Raw genomic sequence first — 25,640 nt, 5'->3', positions numbered from 1 at the left:
GCTCTCCCCTCGGAGGGCCGGGGCCCTTCGCGTGCGGTCAGGGGTGCGCGGGGCAGCGGACGTTCGGGTTCCAGGGGGAGAGCTTGCCGCTCGGGTTCTCCTTGTAGAGCCAGGCGTGCAGGTCGTAGTGGATCGGCATGCCCGGGAAGTGCCCGTCCATCGGGCCGTCGAAGGGGTGCCCGAACAGGTACGGGCGGTCGTCGTCGGTGCTCTTGTCCTGGTCGGCGTCGTTGACGATCCACTCGACGGCGATCAGCTTGCGCTTGCCGTCGCGGGTGTCCTCGTAGAGCAGCGCGGCGGGCTTCGCCGGATCGACGGAACCTATGTTCGCCGGGTTGATGTAGTGGTAACCCATGCCGCCGAGCTCCGGGTCGGCGGCGCACTCGTCGGTGCGCTGGAAGCCCGCCTTGATCGCGAGCGGCTCGTACGCGTACTTGGCGGTCGCCGCGTAGACCTTGGCGTACTCCGCGTACTTCGCGTACGGGGTGGCCGGAGGGGGCGGCGGGGCCGCCGCCTGGGCGGGCGCGGTGGTCAGGGCCAGGCAGGAGACCGCCGCCAGCGAGAGGGCGGCCTGGGCGGTACGGGGCAGGGGCATCGAGGGGCTCCTCGGACGGGGGAGGCGCGCGCTGGGCGCCATGACCTGGGGCGGGCTCAGCCCCCGGGCCGCCGCCAGCAGCAGGATGACCCGGGGCGCGGCGGGCCGCCAGAGCACCGGGGCCATTGGGCTGACCGGAACCGTCCGGCGGGCCTGTGGATAACTTCCCGGCCTGTCGGCGCGGGCGCCTATCGTGGAGGCAGTGGTCGAGGTGCGACAGGCGGGGGCACGGCGATGAGCGGGATCAGTGGGGTCGGCATGGCTGAGGTGGTGGAGAGCGACGCGCTGCGGACGCTCCACCGGGTGTTCGGGTACGACGCCTTCCGGGGCGAGCAAGAGGCGATCATCGAGCATGTCGTCGCGGGCGGCGACGCGGTCGTCCTGATGCCGACCGGCGGCGGAAAATCGCTGTGCTACCAGATCCCGGCCCTGGTCAGACGGGGCACGGGCGTGGTGGTCTCACCGCTGATCGCCCTGATGCAGGACCAGGTCGACGCGCTGCGGGCCCTGGGCGTGCGCGCCGGGTTCATGAACTCGACACAGGACTTCGACGAGCGCCGCGTCGTCGAGGCCGAGCTGCTCGCGGGCGAGCTGGACGTGCTGTATCTGGCGCCGGAGCGGCTGCGCCTGGACTCCACGCTCCAGCTGCTCTCCCGCGCCGAGATCTCGGTCTTCGCGATCGACGAGGCGCACTGCGTGGCCCAGTGGGGCCACGACTTCCGGCCGGACTATCTGTCCCTGTCGGTCCTCGGCGAGCGCTGGCCGGACGTCCCCCGGATCGCGCTCACCGCCACGGCGACGGACGCCACCCACCGGGAGATCACCGAGCGCCTGGCGATGCCCGCCGCCAAGCACTTCGTGGCGAGCTTCGACCGCCCCAACATCCAGTACCGCATCGTGCCCAAGTCCGACCCGAAGAAGCAGCTCCTGACCTTCCTCAAGGAGGAGCACGACGGGGACGCGGGCATCGTCTACTGCCTCTCGCGCAAGTCGGTGGAGCAGATCGCCGAGTTCCTCAGCGCCCACGGCATCGAGGCGGTGCCCTACCACGCGGGCCTGGACGCCGGGACCCGTGCCCGCCACCAGTCGCGCTTCCTGCGCGAGGAGGGCCTGGTCGTGGTCGCCACGATCGCCTTCGGCATGGGCATCGACAAGCCGGACGTCCGCTTCGTGGCCCACTTCGACCTGCCCAAGTCGGTGGAGGGGTACTACCAGGAGACGGGCCGCGCGGGCCGCGACGGCCTCCCCTCGACGGCGTGGATGGCGTACGGCCTGCAGGACGTGGTGCAGCAGCGCAAGCTCATCCAGTCCGGCGAGGGCGACGAGGCGTTCCGGCGCCGCGCGGCCTCCCATCTGGACGCGATGCTCGCCCTGTGCGAGACGGCCCGGTGCCGCCGCGGCCAGCTCCTCACCTACTTCGGCCAGGACGCCGCGGCCGAGGCCTGCGGCAACTGCGACACCTGCCTCACCCCGCCGGAGACCTGGGACGGCACGGTGGCCGCGCAGAAGGTCCTGTCGACGGTGGTGCGCCTGAAGCGCGAGCGCGGCCAGAAGTTCGGCACGGGCCAGATCGTCGACATCCTGCTCGGCCGCAAGACCGCGAAGGTCATCCAGTTCGACCACGACCAGCTGTCCGTCTTCGGCATCGGCGAGGACCTCAGCGAGGCCGAATGGAGAGGCGTGGTGCGGCAGTTGCTCGCCCAGAGCCTCCTCGCGGTCGAGGGGGAGTACGGCACGCTGGTGCTGACCGAGGGCAGCGGCGCCGTCCTGAACCGGCAGCGGGAGGTGCCGCTGCGCAAGGAGCCGAAGAAGCCGGCCGGGTCGGCGCGGTCCGCTCCGCGCGGGGAGCGCAAGGCCAAGGCCGCGGCCGCCCTGGCCGAGCTGCCCGAAGAGGCGGCGCCGGTGTTCGAGGCGCTGCGGGCGTGGCGGGCGGAGCAGGCGCGGGAGCAGGGGGTGCCCGCGTATGTGATCTTCCATGACGCGACGCTGCGGGAGATCGCGGTGGCGTTGCCGGGGTCGGTGGCGGAGCTCGGGGGGATCAGCGGGGTCGGGGAGAAGAAGCTGGCCACGTATGGGGAGGGGGTGCTGGGGGTGCTGGCGGAGGCCGCGTCCTGAGGGCCCTCGCGGGGCGCCCCAGGCCCGCCCCTTCCCGCTCCGGGTGCTGCCGCCCCCGTTCCCCCGCTCACCGATATTGGCGCTTCGCGCCTCGTCCTCAAACGCCGGACGGGCTGGAACCACCGGAGCGGGGTTCGGGGACTTCGCGTCAGCGTGCGGAAGTCACCCGGCCCGTGACCTCGCCCAGGCCCACCCGCGTGCCGTCGGGGCCCGGGGCCCAGGCGGAGAGGGTGACCACGTCGCCGTCCTCCAGGAACGTCCGCTTGCCGGAGGGGAGTTCGAGGGGGTCGCGGCCGTTCCAGGTGAGCTCGATGAGGGAGCCGAACTGGTCGGCGGAGGGGCCGCTGACGGTGCCGGAGCCGTAGAGGTCACCGGTGCGCAGGGAGGCGCCGTTGACGGTCATGTGGGCGAGCTGCTGGGCGGCGGTCCAGTAGACGGTGGAGAAGGGGGGCTCGGAGATGACCTCGCCGTTGAGGGTGACGGTGATCCGGAGGTCGTAGCCGCCGGGCTCGTCTGACGCGGTGTCGTCCAGATAGGGGAGCAGCGCCTCCGTCCGCTCCGGCGGGGAGACCCGCGCCGCGTCCAGGGCGTCGAGCGGCGTGATCCACGCGGAGACCGACGTGGCGAAGGACTTGCCGAGGAAGGGGCCGAGCGGGACGTACTCCCAGGCCTGGATGTCGCGGGCCGACCAGTCGTTGAGGAGGCACAGGCCGAAGACGTGCTCGCGGAAGTCCGCGAGAGGCACGGGGGTGCCGAGCGCGGAGGGCGCGCCGACGACGAAGCCGACCTCGGCCTCGATGTCGAACTTGGCGGACGGGCCGAAGACGGGGGCGCTGTCGGCGGGCGCCTTGCGCTGCCCCGAGGGGCGCACCACGTCCGTCCCGGAGACCACGACGGTGCCGGACCGGCCGTGGTAGCCGATCGGCAGGTGCTTCCAGTTGGGGGTGAGCGGGGTGGGGGCGTCGGGGCGGAACATCCGGCCCAGGTTCGACGCGTGGTGCTCGGAGGCGTAGAAGTCCACGTAGTCGGCGACGTCGAAGGGCAGGTGCAGGGTGACGTCGGAGAGGGGGTGGAGCAGCGGCAGGACGGTCTCGCGGTGGGCGGGAACCGTCACCCACGCGGTGAGGGCGCGGCGCACGTCGCTCCACGCCCGGCGGCCCGCGGCGAGCAGCGGGTTCAAGGTGGGCTGGGCGAGGAGGGACACATAGGGCGATCCCAGCGCGGCCGCGGCGGCACCGGCGTCGAGGACGTACGAGCCGATGCGGACGCCGACGCGGCGGCCGTCGGCGGCGGGCGCAGAACCAGAAGCGGAACCGGGCGCTGACCCGGCGGCTGACCCGGCGGCTGACCCGGCGGGGGAGAACACCCCATAGGGAAGATTGTGCGGGCCGAAGGGGTCACCCTCGGGGAGGTCGAGCGGGTTCTGCTCGGACATGCGTTCCTGCCTCGCTTTCCAATCTTGGGTGCCTCACACGTTACGTGGCGGCGCCGGATTCAGGCAGTGCCTAAAGAGTTAGCAATGTCCTGATAAATCGCGGGTGTCACGCTCCCGTTCCGCCCTAGGTTCCGGTGGGACACGGACAGGGGAATCCGGGTCGACGCGATGGGGACGCAAGGGGACGCGTGGGGGGACCCGTGACCAATTCGTGCGGCGGTGCGGCACTGACGCCCGACCGTGAAGTGCCCGGACTGATCGTGAAGTTCGGTGACTATCCGCTGCACCACGGCGGTGTCGGGGCGATCCGGAGCCTCGGCCGTCTCGGTGTTCCGATGTACGCGATCACGGAGGACCGGCGCACGCCCGCAGCCGCCTCCCGCTATCTGACGGGCGCGTTCCCCTGGCGGACCACGGGGGCGGAGGAACCGCGGCGGCTCGTCGAGGGGCTGCTGCGGATCGGGCGGCGCATCGGCAGGCCGACGGTCCTCATTCCGACCGACGAGGAAGCGGCCGTGCTGATCGCCGAGCACCAGCGGGAGCTGGGCGAGGCGGACTTCGGGGGCTTCCTGTTCCCGCGCGTGGACCCGGCGTTACCGCGCCGCCTCGCCAGCAAGCAGGGCCTGCACGAGCTGTGTGTCGCGCACGGCCTGAGCTCACCGACGTCGGTGTGCCCGCGCGACCAGGCGGAGGTCGAGGAGTTCGGCGCGCGCGCCCGCTTCCCGGTGGTGGCCAAGAACCGCGAGGCGTTCCAGCGCCGCTCCCGGCCCGCCGTCAACGGCACCACTCGGATCGACACCCGTGCGGGGCTGCGCGAACTGGCGCGGGACTGGGGCGAGCGGCCGGGCGTGATCCTCCAGGAGTATCTGCCGCGCGAGCAGGCGGAGGACTGGATCGTGCACGCCTACTTCGACGAGAACTCCGCGCCGCTCGCGCTGTTCACCGGGGTGAAGGTGCGCTCCTGGCCGCCGCACGCGGGCATGACCGCGCACGCGTACGTGGTCGACAACCCGGAGCTCGCCGACCTCGCCTCGCGCTTCATCAAGGAGATCGGCTTCACCGGCGTCATCGACCTCGACCTGCGCTTCGACCGCCGCGACGGCCAGTACAAACTGCTCGACTTCAACCCGCGCACGGGCGCCCAGTTCCGCCTCTTCGAGAGCGGGACGGGCATCGACGTCGTCCGTGCGATGCATCTGCACCTCACCGGCCGCGCGGTCCCCGAGGGCGACCAGCGGCCGGGGCACCGGTATGTGGTGGAGAACATCGACCTGCCCGCCCTCATCGCGTACCGCCGCAGCGGCTACGTCACGCCCCACGCCCCCGGCCGCGCCACCGGCACCGAGCTGGCCTGGCTCGCCGCCGATGACATGAAGCCGTTCTTCACGATGCTCGCGCGGTTCGTGCGGCCCGGGGCGAAGCACCTGTTCCAGCTCTGGCGGACCCGTCGGCGGGGCGGCACCACCGCGAGATGACCACGACCCCGGGCGGCCCCCGCAGGCAAGGCGGCCGCCCGGCCAGCGACGCGGCGGCCCGGCGACGGGGCGCACCGGTCCACGGGGGACCACCGACACATCCACGGAGCAAGACAGTGCGCCGTGCGACGGCACGGCGTGCGCGATGTCCTGGGGAGGGACTTCGTGACACAACCAGTGGCAGTCATCGGGGCGGGCCCTTACGGCCTGTCCACCGCCGCCCATCTACGGGCCCGGGGCATTCCCGTCCGCGTCTTCGGCGAGCCCATGGTCAGCTGGAGCTCCCACATGCCCGCGGGGATGCTCCTGAAGTCGACCCCCGCGGCGTCGAACATCGACGCCCCGCAGCCGGGCCACACCCTCGCCGACTACTGCGCGGCGGCGGGCATTCCGCGCCTGCTCAGGGACGAGGACATCATCCCCGTCGAAACGTTCATCGCGTACGGGCAGTGGTTCCAGGAGAAGCTCGTGCCCGCCCTGGAGCGGGTGCGGGTGGCGTCGGTGGACCGCAGGCCGGGAGGGTACTTCGAGCTGGGCCTTGACTCCGGCGAGCGGTTCGCGGCGCGCGCGGTCGTCGTCGCCACCGGTCTGACCGGCCTGGCGCAGCTGCCGCCGGTGCTCGCGACCGCCGTGCCCAAGGGCCCTGCGCCCGAGGCGGCGCTCTCGCACAGCTCCCAGCACCACGACCTCAAGCGGTACGCGGACAGCGACCTGCTCGTCCTCGGAGCGGGCCAGTCCGCCCTGGAGACGGCGGTGCTCGCCGCCGAGGCGGGCGCCCGGGTGCGGGTCGTGGCGCGGGGCAGGGGCGCCATCGGCTTCGGCAGCCCGCCGTGGGAGCAGCCGAGGCTGCGCCCTCAGTCGCCCTTCGGCCGCGCCTGGTCGCTGTACGCGCTGAGCTACCACGCCGACCTGTACCGCCATCTGCCGTCCCGGACCCGGCACTTCCTCACCCGCAGCGTCCTCGGCCCGCTCGGCGCCTGGTGGCTGCGCGAGCGCTTCCAGAAGGAGGCCGACGCGCGCGAGGTGCGGCGCGTGCTGAGCGCGGAGACCCGCGCCGGGCGGCCCGTCCTGACGCTGGAGACGCTCGGCGGCCGGGTGCGCGAACTCGGCGCCGACCACGTCATCGCCGCCACCGGCTACCGCGTCGACCTGGGCGCCCTTGGCTTCCTCAGCGAAGTCCTGCGTGCCCGCCTCGCGGTCAGCCTCGGCACGCCCCGCCTCGGCGCGGGCTATGTCTCCTCGGTGCCGGGGCTGTACTTCACGGGCATGCTGGCGGGGTCCTCGTACGGGCCGCTGATGCGCTTCGTGTGCGGCACGGAGTTCGCCTCGCCCCGCCTGGCGCGGCATCTGGCGGCGGCGCACGACTGAGACGGGGCGCGGGCCCGGTCGGGCCGGTGCGCGGCACCGGGGCACCGGCTCGCGCGCGGGGCGCGAGCGACCGGCCGACAGGCGTACGGGTCCGCTCGGGGACCGGTGGTCACTCGCCAGGAACCACCGGCATCGGGGCGGGCTCGGCGGCGCGCATGCGCTCCGGCGTCCAGTAGGCGCCGGAGCCCGCCGGGTCGTGCTCGACGCGCTCGCCGCTCACGGTGTCGGCCTTCACCCCGGGCCCGGCCCCGCGCCCGTCGCCGCCGGAGTCCGCGGCCGACGCCTGCCAGGCGAGGCCCGCGGTGAGCACCAGGGCGGCGGCCGCGGTGGTGAGGGCGAGCTTGCGGGTCTGCGGGAGTGCCATGTCGTTCCTTGTCGTCGCGTGTGGTGCCGTGGTCCTGGCGGCGGGCGGGTGCCCACCGCGCGTCCCTGCTGTGACGCCGCCGGGCGCCGGGAGGTTCCGCCGCCGGGGCGGGGCGCGGGGCCCCGTCCCGGGCGCCCGGCGGCGCGACGGACTTTTCACAGGCCCGTTCACACAGCGGCGGCCGACCCGGCCGCCGGGGCAAGGCGGGTCGTTCCCGGGGGAGTTCACGGGCGGCGGCCGGTGGCGCCGCGCCGTGTCCGGTTCCGGCCGGTGCCGTCAGGGGCCGCCGGGGCGGTCCGGCGCACGTCCGGGGGCCGTCGCCGTCGCCGTGTCGCGGCCCGCCCCGATCCGGTGAACCGGGAGCGGGCGGTCAAGGCCGGTGCGCTTTCGCGCCCCCGGCGCATGCGGGCGGGGGCCAGCGGCCGCGCGACTGCGTGTCTGCCGGGAGTGCGCCGGGCGCACCTGAACCGTCACAGCTCCTGTCACACGGCTTACCGGCCGGGCTCAGATCCGTATTCTTCGGATCATGGCCGCTCCCCTCGCATATGCCCTCATCGCCACTGACCTGGACGGAACTCTGCTCCGTTGCGACGACACGGTCTCCGACCGGTCACGCAGGGCACTGGCCGCCGCGCGCGAGGGCGGAGCGCGGCACCTCGTCGTCACCGGACGCCCCGCGCCCCGCGTGCGCCCGCTCTTCGACGACCTCGGCTACGACGGGCTCGCCGTGTGCGGGCAGGGGGCGCAGCTGTACGACGCCGGGGGCGACCGCATGGTGTGGTCGGTGACCCTGGACCGGGAGCTCGCGGAGGTGGCGCTCGGGAAGATCGAGGCGGAGGTGGGCCAGGTCTTCGCGGCCGTCGACCAGGACGGCGTGGAGGGCCTCACGCTGATCGAGCCGGGCTATGAGATGCCGCACCCGACGCTGCCCGCGATGCGGGTGCCCGGCCGTGCCGTGCTGTGGGAGGAGCCGATCAGCAAGGTCCTGCTGCGGCACCCCACGCTGGCCGACGACGAGTTGGCGGCGGTCGCCCGGGGCGTCGTGGGCTCGCTCGCCACGGTGACGATGTCCGGTCCTGGGACCGTGGAGCTCCAGCCCTGCGGGGTCACGAAGGCGACCGGGCTCGCGCTCGCCGCCGAGCGGCTCGGTCTGAGCGCGGCGGACACGATCGCCTTCGGCGACATGCCGAACGACATCCCCATGTTCGCGTGGGCGGCCCACGGGGTGGCCATGGCCAACGCCCATGAGCAACTCAAGGCGGTCGCGGACGAATTGACGCTGTCCAACGAGGAGGACGGGATCGCCGTCGTCCTGGAGCGGATGCTGCGCGCCGATGGCCGGAAACTGGTGGGTGGGACGAGGCTCACATGAGGTACCCGGCCGCTGCGGCGTGTCCGGTGGCTCACGCGGCGTGGCCTCGCGGGACAGGGCGTGACGAGCCGTCCCGCGGGGCGTGACGAGCCGTCCCGCGCGGCGGAAGGGCGCTCCGCCCGAAGGGCGATCGGCATGTCGGGCGCATCACTCACTGGGTGGTAAATCGGTCATTTCCTGTCTATCGGGCAGGCTGGCCCCCTCTGGTCGGGCGGGCGCTGGCTGTGATCGAAAGGCGACCGGATACGCTGACTTGAGTGATGGCAGCGACACATCGACAAACTGTGTCATCAGCGAATGATCGACCGAGTGATCGACTTGTGATCGTCAGCAGACAGGAGAACCCCTCGTGACCGTCGTCGGGCCCTTCGGGCTGAGCGTGCGGGACCAGGCTCTCGAAGCCGATGTCCAGGCCGGATTGGCGGCTGTCGAGGAGGGCCTGCTCGAGGCCACCAAGAGCGAGGTGCCCTTCATCACGGAGGCCGCGCAGCACCTCGTGCGCGCGGGGGGCAAACGTTTTCGGCCACTCCTGGTGATGCTGGCGGCGCAGTTCGGCGATCCGTACGCGCCCGGGATCGTGCCGTCCGCCGTGGTCGTGGAGCTGACGCACCTGGCGACGCTCTACCACGACGACGTGATGGACGAGGCCGATGTGCGCCGTGGCGTGCCCAGCGCCAACCAGCGCTGGGGCAACTCGGTGGCCGTCCTCACCGGCGACTTCCTCTTCGCCCGCGCCTCGCACATCCTCGCCGACCTCGGCCCCGAGGCCGTGCGCATCCAGGCCGAGGCCTTCGAGCGGCTCGTCACCGGGCAGATCCTGGAGACGGCGGGCCCGCGCGACGGGCGCGACCCGGTCGAGCACTACCTGGACGTCATCGGCGGCAAGACCGGCTCGCTGATCGCCGTGGCGGGCCGTTTCGGCGCGATGATGTCCGGGGCGGACGAGACGGTCGTGGACGTGCTCACGCAGTACGGGGAGCGGCTCGGCGTGGCCTTCCAGCTCGCCGACGACGTCCTCGACATCGCCTCCGACTCGACGGAGTCCGGCAAGACGCCGGGCACGGACCTGCGCGAGGGCATCCCCACGCTGCCGGTCCTGCGGCTGCGCGAGCGCGTGGAGCGGCTCGGGCTCGCGGCCGACGTCGCGCTGTGCGAGCTGCTCGACTCCGACCTCACGGACGACGCCCGGCACGCGGAGGCGCTGCGGCTCCTGCGCGTGCACCCGGCCCTTGAGCAGGCCCGCAAGGACACCGTGCGGTACGCGCAGGAGGCGCGGGCGACGCTGGCCCCGCTGCCCGAGGGCGAGGCGAAGGCGGCGCTGGTCGAGCTCTGCGACCTGGTGGTGCACCGGGCGGGGTGAGCCCCGCCCGCGCCCGCCCCCCGGCCGAAGCGTGTGACGCAGGTCACGTGAAATTCCCTCATCTGGATTGAGTCCAGACTCAGATCCGTTCCGTACTCATGCCCAGAAGCTGACGCAGGGGGCGTTGGCTGAGGAACGGGGAGATTTCACGTCATGGGCAGTTTCACCACTTCCGCGAAGAACCGCCGTCGGACCCTGCTCGCCTCCGGGATCGCGGTCGCCGCCGCGGGCGCCGTGGCCGCGGCGGTCCTGCCGGCGACGGCGGACAGCGGGAGCGGCGCCGCCCGCGGCGCCTCCCGCCCGGCCGCGCACGGATCCGCCCACGGCGGCGCCGACGCCGTGGCGGGCCAGAGCGGCACGACGGCCGCCACCGCGGGCGGCTCGCTCCTCGTGGCCAGCATGAACGGCGCCAACGAGGTGCCCGTGCCGGGCGGCCCCGCCGTCGGCGACAAGGACGGCGCCGCCCTGCAGTTCGTCCGGGTCAAGGGCGACAAGGTCTCCGTCACGGCCAAGTGGCGCGGCACCGCCAGGCCCACCGCCCTGCACATCCACGAGGGCGTCAAGGGAGCGAACGGCGGCATCAAGGTCGACTTCACCCGGCTCCTCGCCGGGGCCGAGCACCAGCGGGTCACCGGCACCGTCAAGGTCACCGACGCGGCCCTGCTGAAGCGCCTGAAGACGAACCCGAAGGGCTTCTACGCCAATCTGCACACCGCCGAGTTCCCCGGCGGAGCCGTCCGCGGCCAGCTGCACAAGGTCACCGCGAACGTCTCGTTCGCCGCCGCCCAGCGCTCCTTCCAGGCCTCCGTCATCAAGGGCCGGCAGATCTACCAGTGCAAGAAGGGCGCCGACGGGACGTACTCCTTCGCGCAGCGGGACGTGCGGGCCACCCTCGGCGGCCGCATCGCGCACGACTTCGTCGCCCCGAACTCCGGTACGCCGCGCTGGCGGGCCCCCGACCGCAGCGCCGTCACCGGCGAGCTGGTCTCCCGGACGCCGAACGGCGCGAAGAACATCGCCGAACTGGACCTCAAGGCCAAGCAGGTGGGCCAGCGCCGCGGCCTGCTCGCGCACACCGTCGAGATCCTCCGGCTGAACACGGTGGGCGGCGTCCAGCCTTCGGGCCGCTGCGCCCCCGGCGCGATCGCCTCCGCGCCGTACGGGGCGGACTACGTGTTCGTCCAGCGCTGACCGGTGGCGCACCGCCGCTGACCAGCCATGAGCCGCCCGCGGGCGGCCCCGAGCCACTCTCCGCGACGACCGGCCCTCCGTCCCCCGGTGGCTGGTCGTCACCTCCAGGGCGGCGCCTCCCCTTACGGGACGGGGGAGACGCCGCCCGTTTTTGTCATCCCGTAGCAGTACGCGGAGTTGCTTCCGGGGTCTGACGCTTCCCGCTGGCCGATTTGGTCGGATGGAGCACGTCGAAGGAAGACGAAGACAGACACGGAGCACCACCCCTGACCAATTCGGGTGAGAATGGCGGCGCGGGGTGGACGAGTGCGCGTACGAATCGAAGGCCGCCGCCGACCACGGAGGTAAGGCACACCATGGCACCGTACGAACCGGAGCAGGACACCAGTGACGCCGAGGAACTGAAGCCGGGCCGCAGGAAGGCGGCGCGCTATCTCGTCCCGGTCGCGGTGGCGGGGGTGGCGGCGGCGACCATCGGGCTGGTCCCGGCGCTCGCTTCCGGGGACGACCCGGATCTGCCCAAGCTCACGGCACAGGAACTCATCGAGAAGATCGCCGCGTCGGACACCGAGCGGCTCTCCGGCACCGTGAAGATCAACACCGATCTGGGGCTGCCGTCGCTCGGCGGCGGGGTCGGCGGCTTCGCGCCGGGCGCGGGCGGCGGCGCGGACCGCGAGGGCGGCAAGAGCTCCGCCGCGGACCCGGCCGCCAAGCTCATGCAGCTGGCCTCCGGCTCGCACACGCTGCGGGTCGCGGCGGACGGCCCCGACAAGCAGCGGATCTCGGTCCTGGAGGACGCGGCCGAGTACAGCCTGATCCGCAACGGCGACGACGTGTGGGCGTACGACAGCGCGTCGAACGAGGCCTACCACGCGAAGGAGAGCGGCGAGCGGTCCGGGAAGCCCGGGACGAAGGGCGAGCTGCCCAAGGACGTCCCGGCCACGCCGCGGGAGTTCGCGCGGGAGGCCCTGAAGGCGGCCGACAAGACGACGTCGGTGAAGGTCGACGGCAGCGCGAAGGTCGCGGGCCGCGACGCCTACCGCCTGGTGCTCACGCCGAAGGACTCCGGCACCACGGTCGGCCAGATCACCATCGCCGTGGACGCCGAGACGGGGACGCCGCTGAAGTTCACGCTCACCCCGGCGAGCGGCGGCGCGGCGGTCGTCGACGCGGGCTTCACCAAGGTCGACTTCGGCAAGCCGTCCGCGTCCACCTTCGACTTCACGCCCCCGAAGGGCACGAAGGTCACCGAGAAGGACGGCAGGTCCGGCGACGGCGAGGCCTTCAAGGACGGCTTCAAGGGCGACTCGAAGCACGGCTCGAAGGGCGGCTTCAAGGGCGGCTTCAAGGGCGGGGAGCCCGAGGTCAACGTCATCGGTGAGGGCTGGTCCACCATCGCCGAGCTGCGGATGCCCGGCGGCCAGGGCCTGCCGACCGCGGGCTCGGACGAGGTCCCGGCGGACGCGCAGCGGTTCCTGGACTCGCTCGGCGACAAGGTGAGCGGGAAGTTCGGCTCGGGCACGGTCTTCAAGACCCGGCTGATCAACGCGCTCGTCACGGACGACGGCAAGGTGTACGTGGGCGCGGTCACCAAGGACGCGCTGGTGAAGGCGGCGAACCGCTGAGCGCGGAGCCGTAGCGCGGGAACGGCGGATCCAGGGTGTGCGGACACCTTGGATCCGCCGTGACCGTTGGAAGAAGCCGTACCAGCCGTACTAGAGGAGGAGAACGGTGCCGAGCACCCCCACCGCCCCTACGGGCACCGTGATCGAGACGTCCGCGCTGACCAAGCGGTACGGCAAGCACGCCGCCGTGGACAGCCTGAGCCTCACCGTGCCCAGCGGCAGCGTCTTCGGCTTCCTCGGCCCCAACGGCTCCGGCAAGACCACCACCATCCGCATGCTGATGGGCCTGATCGAACCGACCTCGGGCCGGGCCAGGGTCCTGGGGCGGCCGATGCCGAGGGACGGCCGCGCGGTGCTTCCGCGCGTGGGCGCGCTCATCGAGGGCCCCGCCCTGTACGGCTTCCTGACCGGCCGCGAGAACCTGCTGAGGTTCGACGCCGCCGACCCGACGGCGGACCCGCGCACCCGCCGCGCCCGCGCCGAGGCCGCCCTGGACCGGGTGGGGCTCACGGCCGCCGCGGGCAAGAAGGCGAAGGCGTACTCCCTTGGCATGAAGCAGCGCCTCGGCCTCGCCGTCGCGCTGCTCCAGCCGCGCGAGCTGCTCGTGCTCGACGAGCCGACGAACGGACTCGACCCGCAGGGCATGCGGGAGATCCGCGCCCTGGTGCGGGAGCTGGCGTCCGACGGCACGACGGTCTTCCTGTCCTCGCACCTGCTCGACGAGATCGAGCAGGTGTGCACGCACGCGGCGGTGATGGCGCGGGGCCGTCTGATCACCCAGGGCCCGGTCGCCGAGCTCGCGGCGGGCGCGCGCGGGCGGCTCGTCGTGACGACGCCGGACACCGGGGACGCCGTGCGCGTACTGAAGGAGTGCGGCATCGCGGACGTGGAGGCGGGCGAGGACCGGGTGACGGGCGAGCCGCCCGCCGCCGAGGCCGTGCTCGACCTCGCCGACGTGAACGCCGCGCTGGTCAAGGCGGGCGTCCGCGTCCGCGGCTTCGGCGTCGAACGGGCCTCCCTTGAGGACGCGTTCGTGGCGCTCACGGGAGAGGGATTCGATGTCGCGGGCTGAAGTGAGGGAAGGCGAGGGCGGCGGACGAGGCGATGGGGCGGCGGAAGTGACCGATATGGCCGATATGGCGAAGAGCCCCGAGCCGTCCGCCCGTAGCGCGGGAAGCGCCGCACCCCGCGCGGTCAGCCCGCTGTGGACCTTCGGCCTGTTCCGCAGCGAGCTGTCCGTCACGTTCCGCCGCTGGCGCACCCTCGCGCTGCTCGGGGTGCTCGCCGCGGTACCGATCGTCGTCGGCATCGCCGTGAAGATCGAGACGAGCGACGGCGGCTCGGTCGGCGGGGGCGGACCCGACGGCGAGGGCCCCGCGTTCATCGCCCAGGTGACCAACAACGGCCTCTTCCTGGTCTTCACGGCGCTCGCCGCGACGCTGCCGTTCTTCCTGCCGATGGCGATCGGCGTCGTCGCGGGCGACGCGATCGCGGGCGAGGCGAGCGCGGGCACGCTGCGCTACCTCCTGGTCGCGCCCGCGGGCCGCACCCGCCTGCTGCTCGCCAAGTACGCGACCACGCTCACCTTCTGCCTGGTCGCGACCCTCGTCGTGGCCGCGTCGGCGCTCGCGGTCGGGGCCCTGCTGTTCCCACTCGGCGAGGTCACCACGATCTCCGGGACGCGGATCAGCTTCGGTGAGGGGCTGCTGCGGGCGCTGCTCATCGCGCTCGTCGTGGCGGCCTCACTGACCGGCGTCGCCGCGCTCGGCCTGTTCGTGTCGACGCTGACGAGCAGCGGCATCGCGGCGATGGCGACGACGGTGGGCCTGCTGATCACCGTTCAGATCGTGGACCAGATCCCGCAGCTGCACGCGATCCACCCATATCTGTTCCCGCACTACTGGCTGTCCTTCGCCGACCTCATGCGCGACCCGGTGTACTGGGACGACCTGGTGCGGAACCTGGGCCTCCAGGCGCTGTACGCGGGCGTGTTCGGCTCGGCGGCGTGGGCGCGGTTCGGGGCGAAGGACATCACGTCCTGACCGGCGGCCGCCGGTCGTCCCTCACTCGGTCTTCACTCGGTGTCGTACGGGAAGCGCGCGAGCGGTGCCTCCCGCGCGAAGAACGTCTTGGCGCGGGTGAGCGCCTCGGCGTCGTCGAGCACCTGTCCTGGCCGGGTGCCGTTGCCGAGCAGGACGCCGCCGAAGCGCATCGGGAAGTACGCGGCCGAGTTGCGCAGCGTGCCGATCAGCGGGTCCGCGACCTCCTCCTCGCGGTGCGCGAGCGCCGTCACGCCCCACAGGGTGCGGCCCTCCATCGCGTTCTTGAAGTCGACCTCGGGGGTCTCCAGCCAGGCGTCCCAGTAGTCCAGGTAGCGCTTGACGGTGGCGGAGACCGAGTACCAGTACAGCGGCGAGGCGATGACGATGTCCGTGGCGTCGAGGGTGGCGTCCAGGAGCAGCGCCTCGTTGTCGCCGGAGGGGCGCGGCCGGGCGCGGTCCCCGCTCCCGTCGTGCCGCAGGTCCTCGAAGTCGGGGAGCGGGTGGTCGGAGAGGCGCAGCCAGCGCTGCGCGACGTCCGCGGGCAGCTGCTCGGCGGCCTTGCGGGTCAGGAGCTCGGTGTTCCCCTCGGAGCGGGCGCTTCCGAGGACGAACAGGAACTTCCGGGTCATCTTGCCCCCTGGGCATGGCAGGTGCTTGCGCACGAGGAATGCTTGCGCGTGCACTATATGCACGCGCAAGCATCTCCGTCCAGAGGTGATGCGCGCGGGGGGTTCGCTCAGTGGGCGGCCGGGGCCGCGCGGCCTACTGCGACAGGCCCCACACCGCGTACGCGACCGCGTCGCTGTTGCGGTCGAGCGCGGTGTTGTTGATGTTCGCCGTGGTGTCGCACGACGAGTGGTAGCAGCGGTCGAAGGCCTGGCCGGCCGTGCCGCCCCACTTCTGGGCCTGGGCCGACGTCTTGGCGGTGCTCGCGCCGGTGAACACGCCGCCGACCGGGACGCCCGCGTTCTTGAACGGCGTGTGGTCGGAGCGTCCGTCGCCCTCGCGCTCCGGCTCGGTGCCGACGTTCAGGCCCGCGTAGTAGGCCTTGAAGGTCCGCTCGATGGTGGGGTCGTCGTCGTAGACGAAGTAGCCCGGGTTCGGCGAGCCGATCATGTCGAAGTTGAGATAGCCCTTGATCTTCGTGCGCTCGGCGGCGGGCAGGTTGCGGACGTGGTACGAGGAGCCGACCAGGCCCAGTTCCTCCGCGCCCCACCAGGCGAACCGCAGGTGCTTGGTGGGCTTGTACTGCTCGCGGGACACCGCGAGCGCGGTCTCCAGGACGGCGGCGGAGCCCGAGGCGTTGTCGTTGATGCCCGCGCCCCGGCTGACGCTGTCGAGGTGCGAGCCCGACATGATCACCTGGTTCGGGTCGCCGCCGGGCCAGTCGGCGATGAGGTTGTAGCCGGTCCGGCCGCTGGAGCTGAACTGCTGCACGGTGGTGGTGAATCCGGCGGCGTCGAGCTTGCCCTTGATGTAGTCGAGCGAGGCCCGGTAGCCCGCGCTGCCGTGGGCGCGGTTGCCGCCGTTGGCGGAGGCGATGGACTGGAACTGCGAGAGGTGGGCCTTCACGTTGGCCACCGGGATGTCGGGCGCCGCGGCCTTCGTCGGCGCCGAGGTTCCGGTGGCCGCGGTGGATATCGCGCTGGTCGTCAGGAGTCCGGCGACGGCCAGAACGGCGATCGTCGCGCTGCGTCCGGATACGGAGAGTCTCATGTGGGGGGCTCCGGCTTCCGTGAGGTGAGTCCCGGGTGGAATCCCGGGGGTCGTGTCCCGAGTTGAACGGGATCGTGTCCCGAGTGAACGAGGTCGTGTCCCGAGTGAACGAGGTTGCGTCCCGAATGAACGGGGTCGTGTCCCGAGCTTGAATTTCGAATGAGCCGTGAGTGCCCGATGGTGGAGGCGTGTTGAGTTCACGTCAAGAGCGGGATCCGGACGCGTAGTTCCGCATTCCGTGCGCGCGGCGGCTCAGGAACCGGGCGGCAGATACACCGACCAGCCGCGCGCGTACGTATCCGGAACGGGCACCCGGACCCAGTCATCGGCCCAGCGCGGCGGCCGCGCGTCCCGGATGACCAGGGCGGAAGGGCGCCGCCCGTCCCCGCGCACTCCTGGCTCGCAGCCCGCGACGTACGCGAGCGGAATCGTGGACGTGTTGCTCCGCAGCAGACACGGCGACCGCACCCCGCGCTCGTGAAGCACGGCGGCGACGCGCTCCCAGTCGCCCCGCGCGGACTGCTGGATACGGGAGTTGGAGGACGCCAGGGACAGCTGCGCGGCCAGGTGCGCCGCCACCACCAGGCCGAGGGCGCCGAGCGCGAGCCCCGGCGCCCGCGAGCGCCGGGCCGCCCGCACCGCCGCGAGCGCCCCGAACGCGGCGGGGACGGCGAGGAGCGCGTGCGTGGGCAGCAGGAACCGCGGCGCGGTGTACGGCACGACCAGGACGTACGGCAGCGCCGCCGAGACGCCGACGGCCACCGCGAGCCACCCGCCCGCCGCCGTGCGCCGCAGCCGGCGCACCGACCACAGGCCGAGCGGCACGAGCACCGCGAGCAGCAGCCACCACTCAAGTGCCGTCGTCCGCACCCCGTCGCCCTCGCAGGGGCGGCACAGCAGCGGCCCGTCGATGACGGTGAGCTGGTGCAGCGCGGAGTCGGTGAGCCGGAGGCCGCCCTGCACCTCGCTCGCGGCGTCGAGGCGTTCGCGTACGCCACCGAAACGCGCGTACGCCTCGATCGCCCACGGCGCGAACCCGGCGAGCGTCCCGGCGAGCACGGCGCCCGCGCGCGCGTACGAGCGCCACAGCGGCACGAGGGCGGCGGCGATCAGGAGCGGACCGGCCACGGCGGCGCCGTCGTTGGGCCGCATCAGCGTCGCGAGCGCGAGGCCGCCCGCGAGGCCCGCACAGACCTTGGCCGTGGGGGAGCGGTACAGGAAGAGGCCGACGGCGCCGGTGGCGCCCATGGCGGTGTAGTGGTTGGGCATCGCGGCGTTCGCGTAGAACAGCGTGATCCACAGGCCGCCGTACAGCCCCGCGGCCACCGGGGCGGCCTCCGGGCGGCCAGGCGCGGCCCGCAGCCAGGGGCGGAATCCCAGGTAGAGGGCGGCCGTCGAGAGCAGCAGGAGCCAGGCGCGCAGCAGGACCACCGAGTCGCTCCAGGCGGCGACGGGCGCCAGGAGCAGCGGCACGCCCCGGGTGCGGGGCGCGCTGAAGGGCACGCTGCCGGTGTCCGGCGCGAACGGGCCGAAGCGGCTGGCGTAGACGAGCTCGTCCCAGCCGAGCCGGAGGCCGACCGGGACGAGCGCGAGCGAGGCGAGGGCGAACAGCGCGCACACGGCGAGCAGGAGCCGGTGGGCGCGGCGTTCGCGTTCGCGAGGGGGGAGAGGCCGCACCCGCTGTTTACGCGCTGTTGTGATGACCACCAGACAACGTTAAGGAACTGGGGCGTCGCGACGGCAGTATCTTTGCGGCCGGGCGCGGCGCGCCCGGATCAGCCCGTCCGGAGCGGCCCCGAGGTGGCGCGTGTCACGTGTGGGGCGGTGGGGTCCGCGCCCGGTGGCGCCCCGAGGATGGGCGCATGCACAGTACACAGAGCACGCAGGACGCCCAGGGCACACGGGACACGCAGGGCGCGCAGAGCGCACACGGCACGCAGGACGCGCAGGGCATGCGCATAGGCATCGCCCTGCCGCAGTACGGCAGTCACGCCAGGGAAGAGGCCATCGCGCCGTTCGCCAGGGACGCGGAGGCCGCCGGGTTCGACTCGCTGTGGGTCGGGGACCGTTCGCTCACCCCGGTGGCGCCCAGCGACCTCTACCCCGGGCACACGCCCGACAACCCCTACCCGGCCGGGTTCAAGACCTTCATGGACCCGCTGACGGTCCTCACGGTCGCCGCCACCGCGACCACCCGCGTGCGCCTCGGCACCAGCACCCTCAACGCCCCCTGGTACCCGCCCCTGCTGCTCGCCCGCTCCCTGACCACGCTCGACCGGCTCAGCGGCGGCCGCCTCGACGCCGGGCTCGGCATCGGCTGGATGCGCGACGAGTACACGGCCGTGAACGCCGACTTCGGCAAGCGGGGCGCCCTGCTCGACGAGGCCCTCGACGTGCTTGAGGGCATCTGGACCGAGGAGGAGTTCGGGCACGAGGGCCCGCACTGGAGCATCCCGCGCGCGTACGTCGGCCTGCGCCCCGTCCAGCGCCCCCATCCGCCGGTCTACCTGGGCGGCTTCAGCCCCGCGGCCATGGCCCGGGTCGGCCGCCGCGCCGCGGGCTGGGTCGGCGTCACCATGCCGCCCGAGGCGGGGGCCGCGCTGTGGGCCATGGCCCGCCGCGCCGCCGATGAGGCGGGCCGCGACCCCGACGCCCTCCGCCGCGAGATCCGCCACAACCCGGCCCCCGGCGCCTCGGCCGAGGACATCGCCGCCGTGCTGCGCGGGGTCCGCGACTCCGGCGCGGAGGGCTGCTTCATCGACCTGCACCACCACGTGGCCGAGCCGGAGGCGGCGTTGGAGCTGGGGGCGCGGGTGCTGAAGCTGGTGCGGGCGGGCTAGCCGCCGCGCGTGCGGGGCGGCGGCGCGCCCCTCAGTGAGCCCTTCAGGGAGCCCTTCAGGGCCCGAACCGGCGCCGGTAGGCGGAGGGGCTCAGGCCGGTCTCCTGGCGGATCCGCGCCCGCAGGTTCGCCGCCGACCCGAGGCCGCTGCTCCGCGCCACCACGTCGAGCCGCTCCTCGCCCCGCTCGATGAGGCGGCACGCCACGGCCACGCGCTCCCCGTTCAGCCACGCCAGCGGGGTCGTGCCCAACTGGGCCCGGAACCGCCGGTGCAGCGTGGCCGGGCTGACGGCGGCCCGCGCGGCGAGCCCCGCCACCGTGAGGGGCTCGCCGAGCCGCTCCTGCGCCCAGGCGAGCAGCGGCGCGAGCGACTCGTCGGGAACGTCGGGCACGGGCCGCTCCACGAACTGCCGCTGGCCGCCGTCGCGGTGGGCGGCGAAGACCAGCCGCCGCGACACGGACACCGCGACCTCCGCGCCGAAGTCGCGGCGCACGAGGTGCAGTCCGAGGTCGAGGGCGGCGGCGCTGCCCGCCGCGGTGAGGATGTCGCCGTCGTCGACGAACAGGACGTCGGGTTCGAGCCGTACGGCGGGGAAGCGGGCCCGGAAGTCGTCCGCCCACTGCCAGTGGGCGGTGGCGCGGCGCCCGTCGAGCACCCCGGCCTCGGCGAGCGTGAACGCGCCGCTGCAGAAGCCGACGAGCCGCGCCCCGCGCGCGTGGGCGCGGCGCACGGCGTCCAGGACGGCGGGGCGGCGCGGCACCTCCGTGTCGGGCCGGTTCGGCACGATCAGCGTGTCCGCGCCGTCGGCGGCGTCGAGCCCGGCGACTCCGGTGAGCGTGAAGAAGCCGTCGCGCATGCGGGTGCGCGGCTCGGGCGAGCAGAGCGTGAAGTCGTACAGGGCCGGGCGCTCCCGTCCGAGCTCGGGCCGCTGGAGCCCGAAGATCTCGGTGACGCAGCCGAGTTCGAAGGGGTTGGAGTTCTCGTCGACGATGACCACGACGCGGTGGGGCCGCTGGGCCCGGCGGGGCCGGTCGCGCCCCTCGGTCCGGTCCCCGGCCTGGCTCCGCGCGCGGCCCTGAGAGTTTTCTTGCGCCATATGCGATTTCTAGCACTCGTGGCGGCCGGGCCCAAGGCCCACGATGAACGCATGACCGAAAAGACCGACCACACCGCTGCCCACAGGCGTCTGCCGATCGCCCTCGACGAGGCGCTCGCCTCCTTCGACGCCGTCTGGAGCCCCCGTATCGTCACGCACGTCAACGACTACGACGTCCGGATCGCCAAGGTCGAGGGCGAGCACGTCTGGCACGTCCACGACGACACCGACGAGTTCTTCCTCGTCCTGGAGGGCGAGCTGGACATCGCCCTGCGCGAGCCGTCCGGGGAGCGCACCGTCACGCTCCCCAAGGGCTCGGTCTTCACCGTGCCGCGCGGCACCGAGCACAAGCCGAGCGCGCGGACGGGCGCCGCGCTCCTGGTCTTCGAGCCCACGGGCACGCTCTCGGTGGGGGACCGGCACGACGAGGTCCCCGACCGCGTGGACGTGACGACGGGCCACGCGCTCCAGGCGTGACCTGCGCCCCGCGGGTCCGGCTCACTGCACGCAGAACTCGTTGCCCTCGGGGTCCGTCATCACCACCCACTCGCCGCCCGCCCCCTTCACGTGCCGCTGGGTGGCGGCGCCCAGCGCCTCCAGGCGCCGCACCTCGTCGTCCTGGGTGCCGGGGGCGGCGTGGACGTCCAGGTGGAGCCGGTTCTTGCCGGACTTCGCCTCCGGCACCCGCTGGAAGAGCAGGCGGCGGCCGAGCCCCGTGCCCGTCCCCTCCTCGTACGGATCGTCCGGGTGCCGTACGGCGATCAGGTCGCGGAAGGCGCGGCGGCCGCGGAAGTCCACCGTCTCGCCCTCCGTGACGGCGCCGAAGGTGAGGAGGCGCTCGATGAAGGCGCTGTTGTCCTCGACCGTGTAGCCGAGCGCCTCACCCCAGAAGGCGGCCTGGGCGTGCGGATCCTGGGCGTCGATGACGAGCTTCCAGTGCAGAGTCATGTAACCAGTTATAGTGGTTACATGGAGGCGTCGCAACGGAAACGGCACGGCCAGCGGTGGGAGCCGGGCGTGGTGATGCGCCCGCCGGACGGGCAGGTCTACCGCTTCGACCCGGGCACGCTCTGCCTGGAGCTGACCGCGACCGGAGGCCCCGGCGCCTTCGCGGTGTTCGAGACGCTCCACGAGCCGTCGGACCTGGTGGCGTGGGCGGCGCACAGCCGCCTGCGCGCGGGCCCGGTGGCCGAGGGCGGCACCGGCCTCGGCCTGACCGTGACGGCGGCGGAGCTGACGGCGGCGCGGCGGTTGCGCGACGCGCTGTTCCTGCTCACCGCCGACCACGCCCACGGCCGCCCGAAGAACCCCCGCCACCTCGCCGTCGTCAACGACGCGGCCACCGCGCTGCCGCTCACCGCGCGCATCGCGCCGGACGGCACGCGCGCGTGGGCGCCGGGCGCCACCGGCACGCAGCTCCTGTCCACGGTCGCCCGTGACGCCGTCGACCTCTTCACGGGGCCGTACGCCGACCGCGTCCGGGAGTGCGCCGCCCACGACTGCGCCCTGCTGTTCGTCGACACCTCGCGCCCCGGGCGCCGCCGCTGGTGCGCGATGGAGCGGTGCGGCAACCGCGCCAAGGTGCGGGCGCACCGGGCGCAGCGCGCGGGGGAGCCGTCGTGACTCAGGCCCGGTCGGGCGCCCCTGACGCCCCTGACGCCTCGCGCGCGTCATAGGCGGAGCGCGCCACCGCGATCTCGTTCTGGTGCTCCTCGGTCCACGACACCAGGGACTGGATCGTGTGGTGCAAGGTGCCGCCGAGCGGCGTCAGTTCGTACTCCACCCGGGGCGGCACCACCGGGTGGACCGTGCGCTGGACCAGGCCGTCGCGCTCCAGCTGGCGCAGCGTGACCGTCAGCATGCGCTGGCTGATGCCGTCGATCTCGCGCCGCAGCTCCGTGAAGCGCAGCCGCCGCTTGTCGAGCAGCGCGATCACCAGGAGCGACCACTTGTCGGCGATGCGGTCGAGGATCTGCCGGACCTGGCAGTCCTCGCGGGTGTCCCACTGGAAGGGGTCGGCGTCCCCGTAGTCGGCGACTCCGTAGCCGTTGCCCGGTGACTTCCCAGTGCCTTCTTCCATACCCGCCGATGCTGCCGCAGGCGCCCCACGGTTACAAGAAGGAACCGGCCATCAGCCGCGAGCGCCGGTCAGCCCGCCGCTCTCAGGGAGGCCCCCAGCGAGGCCCGGTGCGCGCTCGGGGTGACCCCCCGGATGCGTTTGAAGGCGTCGCTGAAGCCGAACCCGTCGGCGTACCCGACCCGGCCCGCCACGGCGGCGACCGTCGCCCCCGGCTCCGCGAGGAGCTCGGCGGCCAGCGTCATGCGCCACTCCGTGAGGTACGCCATCGGCGGTCTGCCCACGAGGTCGGCGAAGTTGCGGGCGAAGGCCGCGCGCGAAACGCGGGCGCGCGCGGCGAGCGACGCCACCGTCCAGGCCCGGTCCGGCTCCTCGTGCATGGCGCGCAGGGCGGGGCCGACCACGTCGTCCCCGAGCGCCCGGTACCAGGCGGGCGGGCAGGACTCCGGCAGGTCGAACCACTCGCGCAGGGTGCAGGCGAGCAGCCAGTCCAGCATCCGGTCCTGTACGTACTGGCGGCCCGGCCGGTCGGCGGCCACCTCCGCCGCGATCAGCTCGATGATCGTCAGGCACTCCTCCCCGCCCGGCACGGCGAGCAGCGGCGGCAGCGCGCTGAGCAGCCGCCGCCCGCCCCACCCGTCCCACTGGTAGGCGCCGGTCACCACTTCCGTGCCGCTGGTCCCCTCGGCGCCCTCGGCGGCGAGGCCGATCGGCGCCGACACGCAGACGGCGGCGCCGCCCGGCTCCAGGACCCGGCTCTCGCCCACGGCCGTGACGCGCGCCGTTCCGCGCAGCACCATGACCAGCGTCAGCGCGGCGGGCTCCGGCTCCGGCCGCCATGCCCCGCTCAGCACCGTACGGTCGAACCGCGCGCCGTCCGCGCGGATGCCGCGCAGCAGATCCCCCAGAGCGTCCATGCCCCCACCGTAAACGGCCGTCAGGACCGGTGAGACGGACGCCTATGGCGAGGAGACGGACGCCCATGTCCCCCGGCCCGCGACGGGGGTTGGCTGGTCCCATGACAACGACACCCCAGAACGCGTCCCCCACCGACGAGCTCATCCTCGTCCTCGGCGCCACCGGCAAGACCGGGCGCAGGCTCGTGCCCCGGCTGCGCGCGGCGGGCCACACCGTGCGGGCGGCGTCCCGCTCCGGCGAGACCCGTTTCGACTGGAACGAACGCTCTACTTGGGCTCCGGCGCTGTCCGGGGTCACGGCCCTCTACCTGGTCGCGCCGAACGAGCCGGAGCCCGTCACCGACTTCGTGGCGCAGGCCATCGCGGCCGGAGTGCGCCGCTTCGTGGTGCTTTCCGGGCGCGGCATCGAGGTGTCCGGCGAGTCCTTCCTCGCGGGCATGGCGCGGGCGGACCGCGTGGTGCGCGAGTCGGACGCCGAGTGGACGGTGATCCGGGCCAACAACTTCGCGCAGAACTTCGACGAGGACTACGCCCTCGCGCCGCTCCTCGCGGGCCGCCTCGCCCTGCCGGTCGGCGACGTGGCGGAGCCGTTCGTCGACGTCGAGGACATCGCGGAGGTCGCGGCGGTGCTCCTCACCGAGGACGGCCACGCGGGCCGCGTGTACGACCTCTCGGGACCGCGCGCCCTCACCTACGCGGAGGCGGTCGCGGAGATCGCGGCGGCCTCGGGCCGCCCGATGCGCTTCGAGCCCATCACCCCGGACCAGTTCCTGGCCGAACTCCACGAGGCGGGCGTCCCCGCCCCCCTGGCCCACGAACTGAACGCCGTCTTCACCTTCACCGCCGAGGGCCACCTGTCCCCCCTGGCAACGGGCGTACGAGACGTACTCGGCCGGGACCCGAGGGACTTCAGCACGTACGTAGAGACAGCGGCAAAGGCAGGAGCATGGGCAAATAGCCCGTCCGGCGTTTGAGGACAAGCGCGCAAGCGCGGGAGTTTCAGCCCGTCCGGCGTTTGAGGACGAGGCGCGAAGCGCCAATTGAGGGGGGGAGCCGCGACGGCTCAGGCGGCCGGTTCCCGCTCCCCGCGCAGGGGCACGGCGGCCCGAGCGGCGGCAACCCGAACCGCCTGACGCCGCGCGAAGCGAAACGCGTCGAAGGTGAGCAGCACCAGCGCCAGCCACACCAGCGCGAACCCGGCCCACCGCTCCGGCGGCATCGCCTCGTGGAAGTACAGGATGCCGAGCAGGAACTGGAACACCGGCGCCAGGTACTGGAGCAGCCCCAGCGTGGACAGCGGCACGCGGATCGCGGCGGCGCCGAAGCACACCAGCGGCACCGCGGTCACCACGCCGGTCGCGGCGAGCAGGGCCGCGTGCCCGGCGCCCTCCGTGCCGAAGACGAGGTCACCGCGGGTGCCGAGCCACACCAGGAAGGCGGCGGCGGGCAGGAACTGCACGGCGGTCTCGGCGGCGAGGGACTCCAGGCCGCCGAGGTTGACCTTCTTCTTGACCAGGCCGTACGTGGCGAAGGAGAAGGCGAGGCAGAGCGAGATCCACGGCGGCCTGCCGTAGCCGAAGGCGAGCACGAGGACGGCGGCGAGGCCGACGCCGACGGCGACCCACTGCACCGGCCGCAGCCGCTCGCCGAGCAGCAGCACGCCGATCGCGATGGTCACCAGGGGGTTGATGAAGTAGCCGAGGGATGCCTCGACGACGTGGCCGGAGTTCACCGACCAGATGTAGATGCCCCAGTTGAGGGTGATGACGGCGGCGGCGACGGCGACCAGGCCGAGCCTGCGGGGCTGGCGCAGGAGTTCACCGGCCCACGCCCAGCGGCGTACGAAGAGCAGCGCGATGGCGACCACCACGAGCGACCAGGCCATCCGGTGGGCGAGGATCTCGCCCGCGCCCGCGGGCTTGAGCAGCGGCCAGAAGAGGGGCACGAGGCCCCACATGCCATAGGCGGCGATGCCGTTCAGGAGGCCTATGCGGGCTTCGCTCCTCGCCTGCGCAGGTGCCACCGTTCCTCCTTCGTGCTGTCCGCAGCCCC

Annotated in this window: 24 protein-coding genes; 13 read left to right on the top strand and 11 right to left on the bottom strand. The window is 73.2% G+C overall.

Translation table 11 applies throughout. From position 1 onward, the window contains the following. Window positions 1-37: 37 nt before the first annotated feature. A complete protein-coding gene (locus AC07A4_RS04140) occupies window positions 38-595 on the bottom strand; it encodes a hypothetical protein (protein ID WP_478592559.1) in 558 nt (185 codons plus the stop codon). Between the two features lie 258 nt (window positions 596-853). Between AC07A4_RS04140 and recQ the strand changes: the two genes are divergently transcribed. Beyond that, window positions 854-2,710: a DNA helicase RecQ gene (gene recQ / locus AC07A4_RS04135; protein ID WP_478592556.1), complete on the top strand. Its 1,857-nt coding sequence runs from the start codon at window positions 854-856 to the stop codon at window positions 2,708-2,710. A gap of 148 nt (window positions 2,711-2,858) precedes the next feature. Here recQ and fahA read toward each other — a convergent pair whose 3' ends face one another. Next, window positions 2,859-4,145: a fumarylacetoacetase gene (fahA, locus tag AC07A4_RS04130; RefSeq protein WP_478592553.1), complete on the bottom strand. Its 1,287-nt coding sequence runs from the start codon at window positions 4,143-4,145 to the stop codon at window positions 2,859-2,861. Between the two features lie 200 nt (window positions 4,146-4,345). Between fahA and AC07A4_RS04125 the strand changes: the two genes are divergently transcribed. Further along, on the top strand, window positions 4,346-5,620 hold the full coding sequence (locus AC07A4_RS04125) for a carboxylate--amine ligase (RefSeq protein WP_478592550.1): 1,275 nt from the start codon (window positions 4,346-4,348) through the stop codon (window positions 5,618-5,620). Between the two features lie 165 nt (window positions 5,621-5,785). After that, complete coding sequence (locus AC07A4_RS04120) at window positions 5,786-6,988, top strand: NAD(P)-binding domain-containing protein (protein ID WP_478592547.1); 1,203 nt, start codon at window positions 5,786-5,788, stop codon at window positions 6,986-6,988. 109 nt (window positions 6,989-7,097) lie between these two features. Here the strand turns inward: AC07A4_RS04120 and AC07A4_RS04115 are convergent, their stop codons facing one another. Beyond that, complete coding sequence (locus AC07A4_RS04115; RefSeq protein WP_478592545.1) at window positions 7,098-7,352, bottom strand: hypothetical protein; 255 nt, start codon at window positions 7,350-7,352, stop codon at window positions 7,098-7,100. Window positions 7,353-7,878: 526 nt separating this feature from the next. On the opposite strand from AC07A4_RS04115, the gene AC07A4_RS04110 reads away from it, so the two are divergent. The 6 genes from AC07A4_RS04110 (at window position 7,879) to AC07A4_RS04085 (ending at window position 14,942) form a co-directional block, all read left to right on the top strand. After that, window positions 7,879-8,724, top strand: a complete 846-nt coding sequence (locus tag AC07A4_RS04110) for an HAD family hydrolase (protein ID WP_478592542.1) — start codon at window positions 7,879-7,881, stop codon at window positions 8,722-8,724. 349 nt (window positions 8,725-9,073) lie between these two features. After that, the gene (locus tag AC07A4_RS04105; protein WP_478592539.1) at window positions 9,074-10,084 is read left to right on the top strand and encodes a polyprenyl synthetase family protein; all 1,011 of its coding nucleotides are present in this window, start codon (window positions 9,074-9,076) and stop codon (window positions 10,082-10,084) included. 153 nt (window positions 10,085-10,237) lie between these two features. After that, window positions 10,238-11,275 carry a CHRD domain-containing protein gene (locus AC07A4_RS04100; RefSeq protein WP_478592536.1) on the top strand — a complete coding sequence of 346 codons (1,038 nt, stop codon included), beginning with the start codon at window positions 10,238-10,240 and terminating at the stop codon, window positions 11,273-11,275. Window positions 11,276-11,631: 356 nt separating this feature from the next. After that, window positions 11,632-12,900, top strand: coding sequence for a LolA family protein (locus tag AC07A4_RS04095; protein WP_478592532.1), 1,269 nt, complete (start codon window positions 11,632-11,634; stop codon window positions 12,898-12,900). 106 nt (window positions 12,901-13,006) lie between these two features. Then, window positions 13,007-13,972 carry an ABC transporter ATP-binding protein gene (locus tag AC07A4_RS04090; protein ID WP_478592529.1) on the top strand — a complete coding sequence of 322 codons (966 nt, stop codon included), beginning with the start codon at window positions 13,007-13,009 and terminating at the stop codon, window positions 13,970-13,972. 64 nt (window positions 13,973-14,036) lie between these two features. After that, complete coding sequence (locus tag AC07A4_RS04085; RefSeq protein WP_478592930.1) at window positions 14,037-14,942, top strand: ABC transporter permease; 906 nt, start codon at window positions 14,037-14,039, stop codon at window positions 14,940-14,942. A gap of 32 nt (window positions 14,943-14,974) precedes the next feature. Here the strand turns inward: AC07A4_RS04085 and AC07A4_RS04080 are convergent, their stop codons facing one another. From AC07A4_RS04080 to AC07A4_RS04070, 3 genes are all read right to left on the bottom strand, one after another. Then, a complete protein-coding gene (locus tag AC07A4_RS04080; protein WP_478592526.1) occupies window positions 14,975-15,571 on the bottom strand; it encodes a flavodoxin family protein in 597 nt (198 codons plus the stop codon). 133 nt (window positions 15,572-15,704) lie between these two features. Further along, on the bottom strand, window positions 15,705-16,658 hold the full coding sequence (locus AC07A4_RS04075) for a M28 family metallopeptidase (protein WP_478592523.1): 954 nt from the start codon (window positions 16,656-16,658) through the stop codon (window positions 15,705-15,707). A 252-nt stretch (window positions 16,659-16,910) separates the two neighbouring features. Next, window positions 16,911-18,365: a hypothetical protein gene (locus AC07A4_RS04070; protein ID WP_478592520.1), complete on the bottom strand. Its 1,455-nt coding sequence runs from the start codon at window positions 18,363-18,365 to the stop codon at window positions 16,911-16,913. A 245-nt stretch (window positions 18,366-18,610) separates the two neighbouring features. On the opposite strand from AC07A4_RS04070, the gene AC07A4_RS04065 reads away from it, so the two are divergent. Further along, window positions 18,611-19,498, top strand: coding sequence for a TIGR03619 family F420-dependent LLM class oxidoreductase (locus tag AC07A4_RS04065; RefSeq protein WP_478592927.1), 888 nt, complete (start codon window positions 18,611-18,613; stop codon window positions 19,496-19,498). Window positions 19,499-19,553: 55 nt separating this feature from the next. Here the strand turns inward: AC07A4_RS04065 and AC07A4_RS04060 are convergent, their stop codons facing one another. After that, window positions 19,554-20,594, bottom strand: a complete 1,041-nt coding sequence (locus tag AC07A4_RS04060) for a helix-turn-helix domain-containing protein (protein WP_478592517.1) — start codon at window positions 20,592-20,594, stop codon at window positions 19,554-19,556. 51 nt (window positions 20,595-20,645) lie between these two features. Between AC07A4_RS04060 and AC07A4_RS04055 the strand changes: the two genes are divergently transcribed. Next, window positions 20,646-21,071 carry a cupin domain-containing protein gene (locus tag AC07A4_RS04055; protein ID WP_478592514.1) on the top strand — a complete coding sequence of 142 codons (426 nt, stop codon included), beginning with the start codon at window positions 20,646-20,648 and terminating at the stop codon, window positions 21,069-21,071. 21 nt (window positions 21,072-21,092) lie between these two features. Here the strand turns inward: AC07A4_RS04055 and AC07A4_RS04050 are convergent, their stop codons facing one another. Further along, on the bottom strand, window positions 21,093-21,542 hold the full coding sequence (locus tag AC07A4_RS04050) for a VOC family protein (protein WP_478592511.1): 450 nt from the start codon (window positions 21,540-21,542) through the stop codon (window positions 21,093-21,095). A 75-nt stretch (window positions 21,543-21,617) separates the two neighbouring features. Here AC07A4_RS04050 and AC07A4_RS04045 point away from each other — a divergent pair, with 75 nt between their 5' ends. After that, the gene (locus AC07A4_RS04045) at window positions 21,618-22,217 is read left to right on the top strand and encodes a CGNR zinc finger domain-containing protein (RefSeq protein WP_478592925.1); all 600 of its coding nucleotides are present in this window, start codon (window positions 21,618-21,620) and stop codon (window positions 22,215-22,217) included. A 1-nt stretch (window position 22,218) separates the two neighbouring features. Here AC07A4_RS04045 and AC07A4_RS04040 read toward each other — a convergent pair whose 3' ends face one another. Both AC07A4_RS04040 and AC07A4_RS04035 read right to left on the bottom strand, forming a co-directional pair. Then, entirely contained in the window at window positions 22,219-22,674 is a 456-nt protein-coding gene (locus tag AC07A4_RS04040) for a winged helix-turn-helix transcriptional regulator (RefSeq protein ID WP_478592508.1), read from the bottom strand. 68 nt (window positions 22,675-22,742) lie between these two features. Beyond that, the gene (locus AC07A4_RS04035) at window positions 22,743-23,588 is read right to left on the bottom strand and encodes an AraC family transcriptional regulator (RefSeq protein WP_478592505.1); all 846 of its coding nucleotides are present in this window, start codon (window positions 23,586-23,588) and stop codon (window positions 22,743-22,745) included. 101 nt (window positions 23,589-23,689) lie between these two features. Between AC07A4_RS04035 and AC07A4_RS04030 the strand changes: the two genes are divergently transcribed. After that, window positions 23,690-24,562: an NmrA family NAD(P)-binding protein gene (locus AC07A4_RS04030; protein ID WP_478592502.1), complete on the top strand. Its 873-nt coding sequence runs from the start codon at window positions 23,690-23,692 to the stop codon at window positions 24,560-24,562. Between the two features lie 89 nt (window positions 24,563-24,651). Here the strand turns inward: AC07A4_RS04030 and rarD are convergent, their stop codons facing one another. Beyond that, a complete protein-coding gene (gene rarD, locus AC07A4_RS04025; protein ID WP_478592922.1) occupies window positions 24,652-25,545 on the bottom strand; it encodes an EamA family transporter RarD in 894 nt (297 codons plus the stop codon). Window positions 25,546-25,640: the final 95 nt, after the last annotated feature.

Source organism: Streptomyces sp. NPDC043996 (assembly GCF_056435225.1).
Note: the sequence above shows the minus strand (reverse complement) of the source record. Positions and strands in the feature narration are given on the sequence as shown.

Coding starts and splice junctions, on each gene's coding strand:
- rarD (WP_478592922.1), bottom strand. CDS start 25,545: ATGTGGGGCCTCGTGCCCCTCTTCTGGCCGCTGCTCAAGCCCGCGGGC.
- AC07A4_RS04085 (WP_478592930.1), top strand. CDS start 14,037: ATGGCGAAGAGCCCCGAGCCGTCCGCCCGTAGCGCGGGAAGCGCCGCA.
- AC07A4_RS04060 (WP_478592517.1), bottom strand. CDS start 20,594: ATGGCGCAAGAAAACTCTCAGGGCCGCGCGCGGAGCCAGGCCGGGGAC.
- AC07A4_RS04115 (WP_478592545.1), bottom strand. CDS start 7,352: ATGGCACTCCCGCAGACCCGCAAGCTCGCCCTCACCACCGCGGCCGCC.
- AC07A4_RS04110 (WP_478592542.1), top strand. CDS start 7,879: ATGGCCGCTCCCCTCGCATATGCCCTCATCGCCACTGACCTGGACGGA.
- AC07A4_RS04065 (WP_478592927.1), top strand. CDS start 18,611: ATGCGCATAGGCATCGCCCTGCCGCAGTACGGCAGTCACGCCAGGGAA.
- AC07A4_RS04140 (WP_478592559.1), bottom strand. CDS start 595: ATGCCCCTGCCCCGTACCGCCCAGGCCGCCCTCTCGCTGGCGGCGGTC.
- AC07A4_RS04040 (WP_478592508.1), bottom strand. CDS start 22,674: ATGGAAGAAGGCACTGGGAAGTCACCGGGCAACGGCTACGGAGTCGCC.
- fahA (WP_478592553.1), bottom strand. CDS start 4,145: ATGTCCGAGCAGAACCCGCTCGACCTCCCCGAGGGTGACCCCTTCGGC.
- AC07A4_RS04100 (WP_478592536.1), top strand. CDS start 10,238: ATGGGCAGTTTCACCACTTCCGCGAAGAACCGCCGTCGGACCCTGCTC.
- AC07A4_RS04045 (WP_478592925.1), top strand. CDS start 21,618: ATGCGCCCGCCGGACGGGCAGGTCTACCGCTTCGACCCGGGCACGCTC.
- AC07A4_RS04055 (WP_478592514.1), top strand. CDS start 20,646: ATGACCGAAAAGACCGACCACACCGCTGCCCACAGGCGTCTGCCGATC.
- AC07A4_RS04050 (WP_478592511.1), bottom strand. CDS start 21,542: ATGACTCTGCACTGGAAGCTCGTCATCGACGCCCAGGATCCGCACGCC.
- AC07A4_RS04035 (WP_478592505.1), bottom strand. CDS start 23,588: ATGGACGCTCTGGGGGATCTGCTGCGCGGCATCCGCGCGGACGGCGCG.
- AC07A4_RS04080 (WP_478592526.1), bottom strand. CDS start 15,571: ATGACCCGGAAGTTCCTGTTCGTCCTCGGAAGCGCCCGCTCCGAGGGG.
- AC07A4_RS04030 (WP_478592502.1), top strand. CDS start 23,690: ATGACAACGACACCCCAGAACGCGTCCCCCACCGACGAGCTCATCCTC.
- AC07A4_RS04075 (WP_478592523.1), bottom strand. CDS start 16,658: ATGAGACTCTCCGTATCCGGACGCAGCGCGACGATCGCCGTTCTGGCC.
- recQ (WP_478592556.1), top strand. CDS start 854: ATGGCTGAGGTGGTGGAGAGCGACGCGCTGCGGACGCTCCACCGGGTG.
- AC07A4_RS04095 (WP_478592532.1), top strand. CDS start 11,632: ATGGCACCGTACGAACCGGAGCAGGACACCAGTGACGCCGAGGAACTG.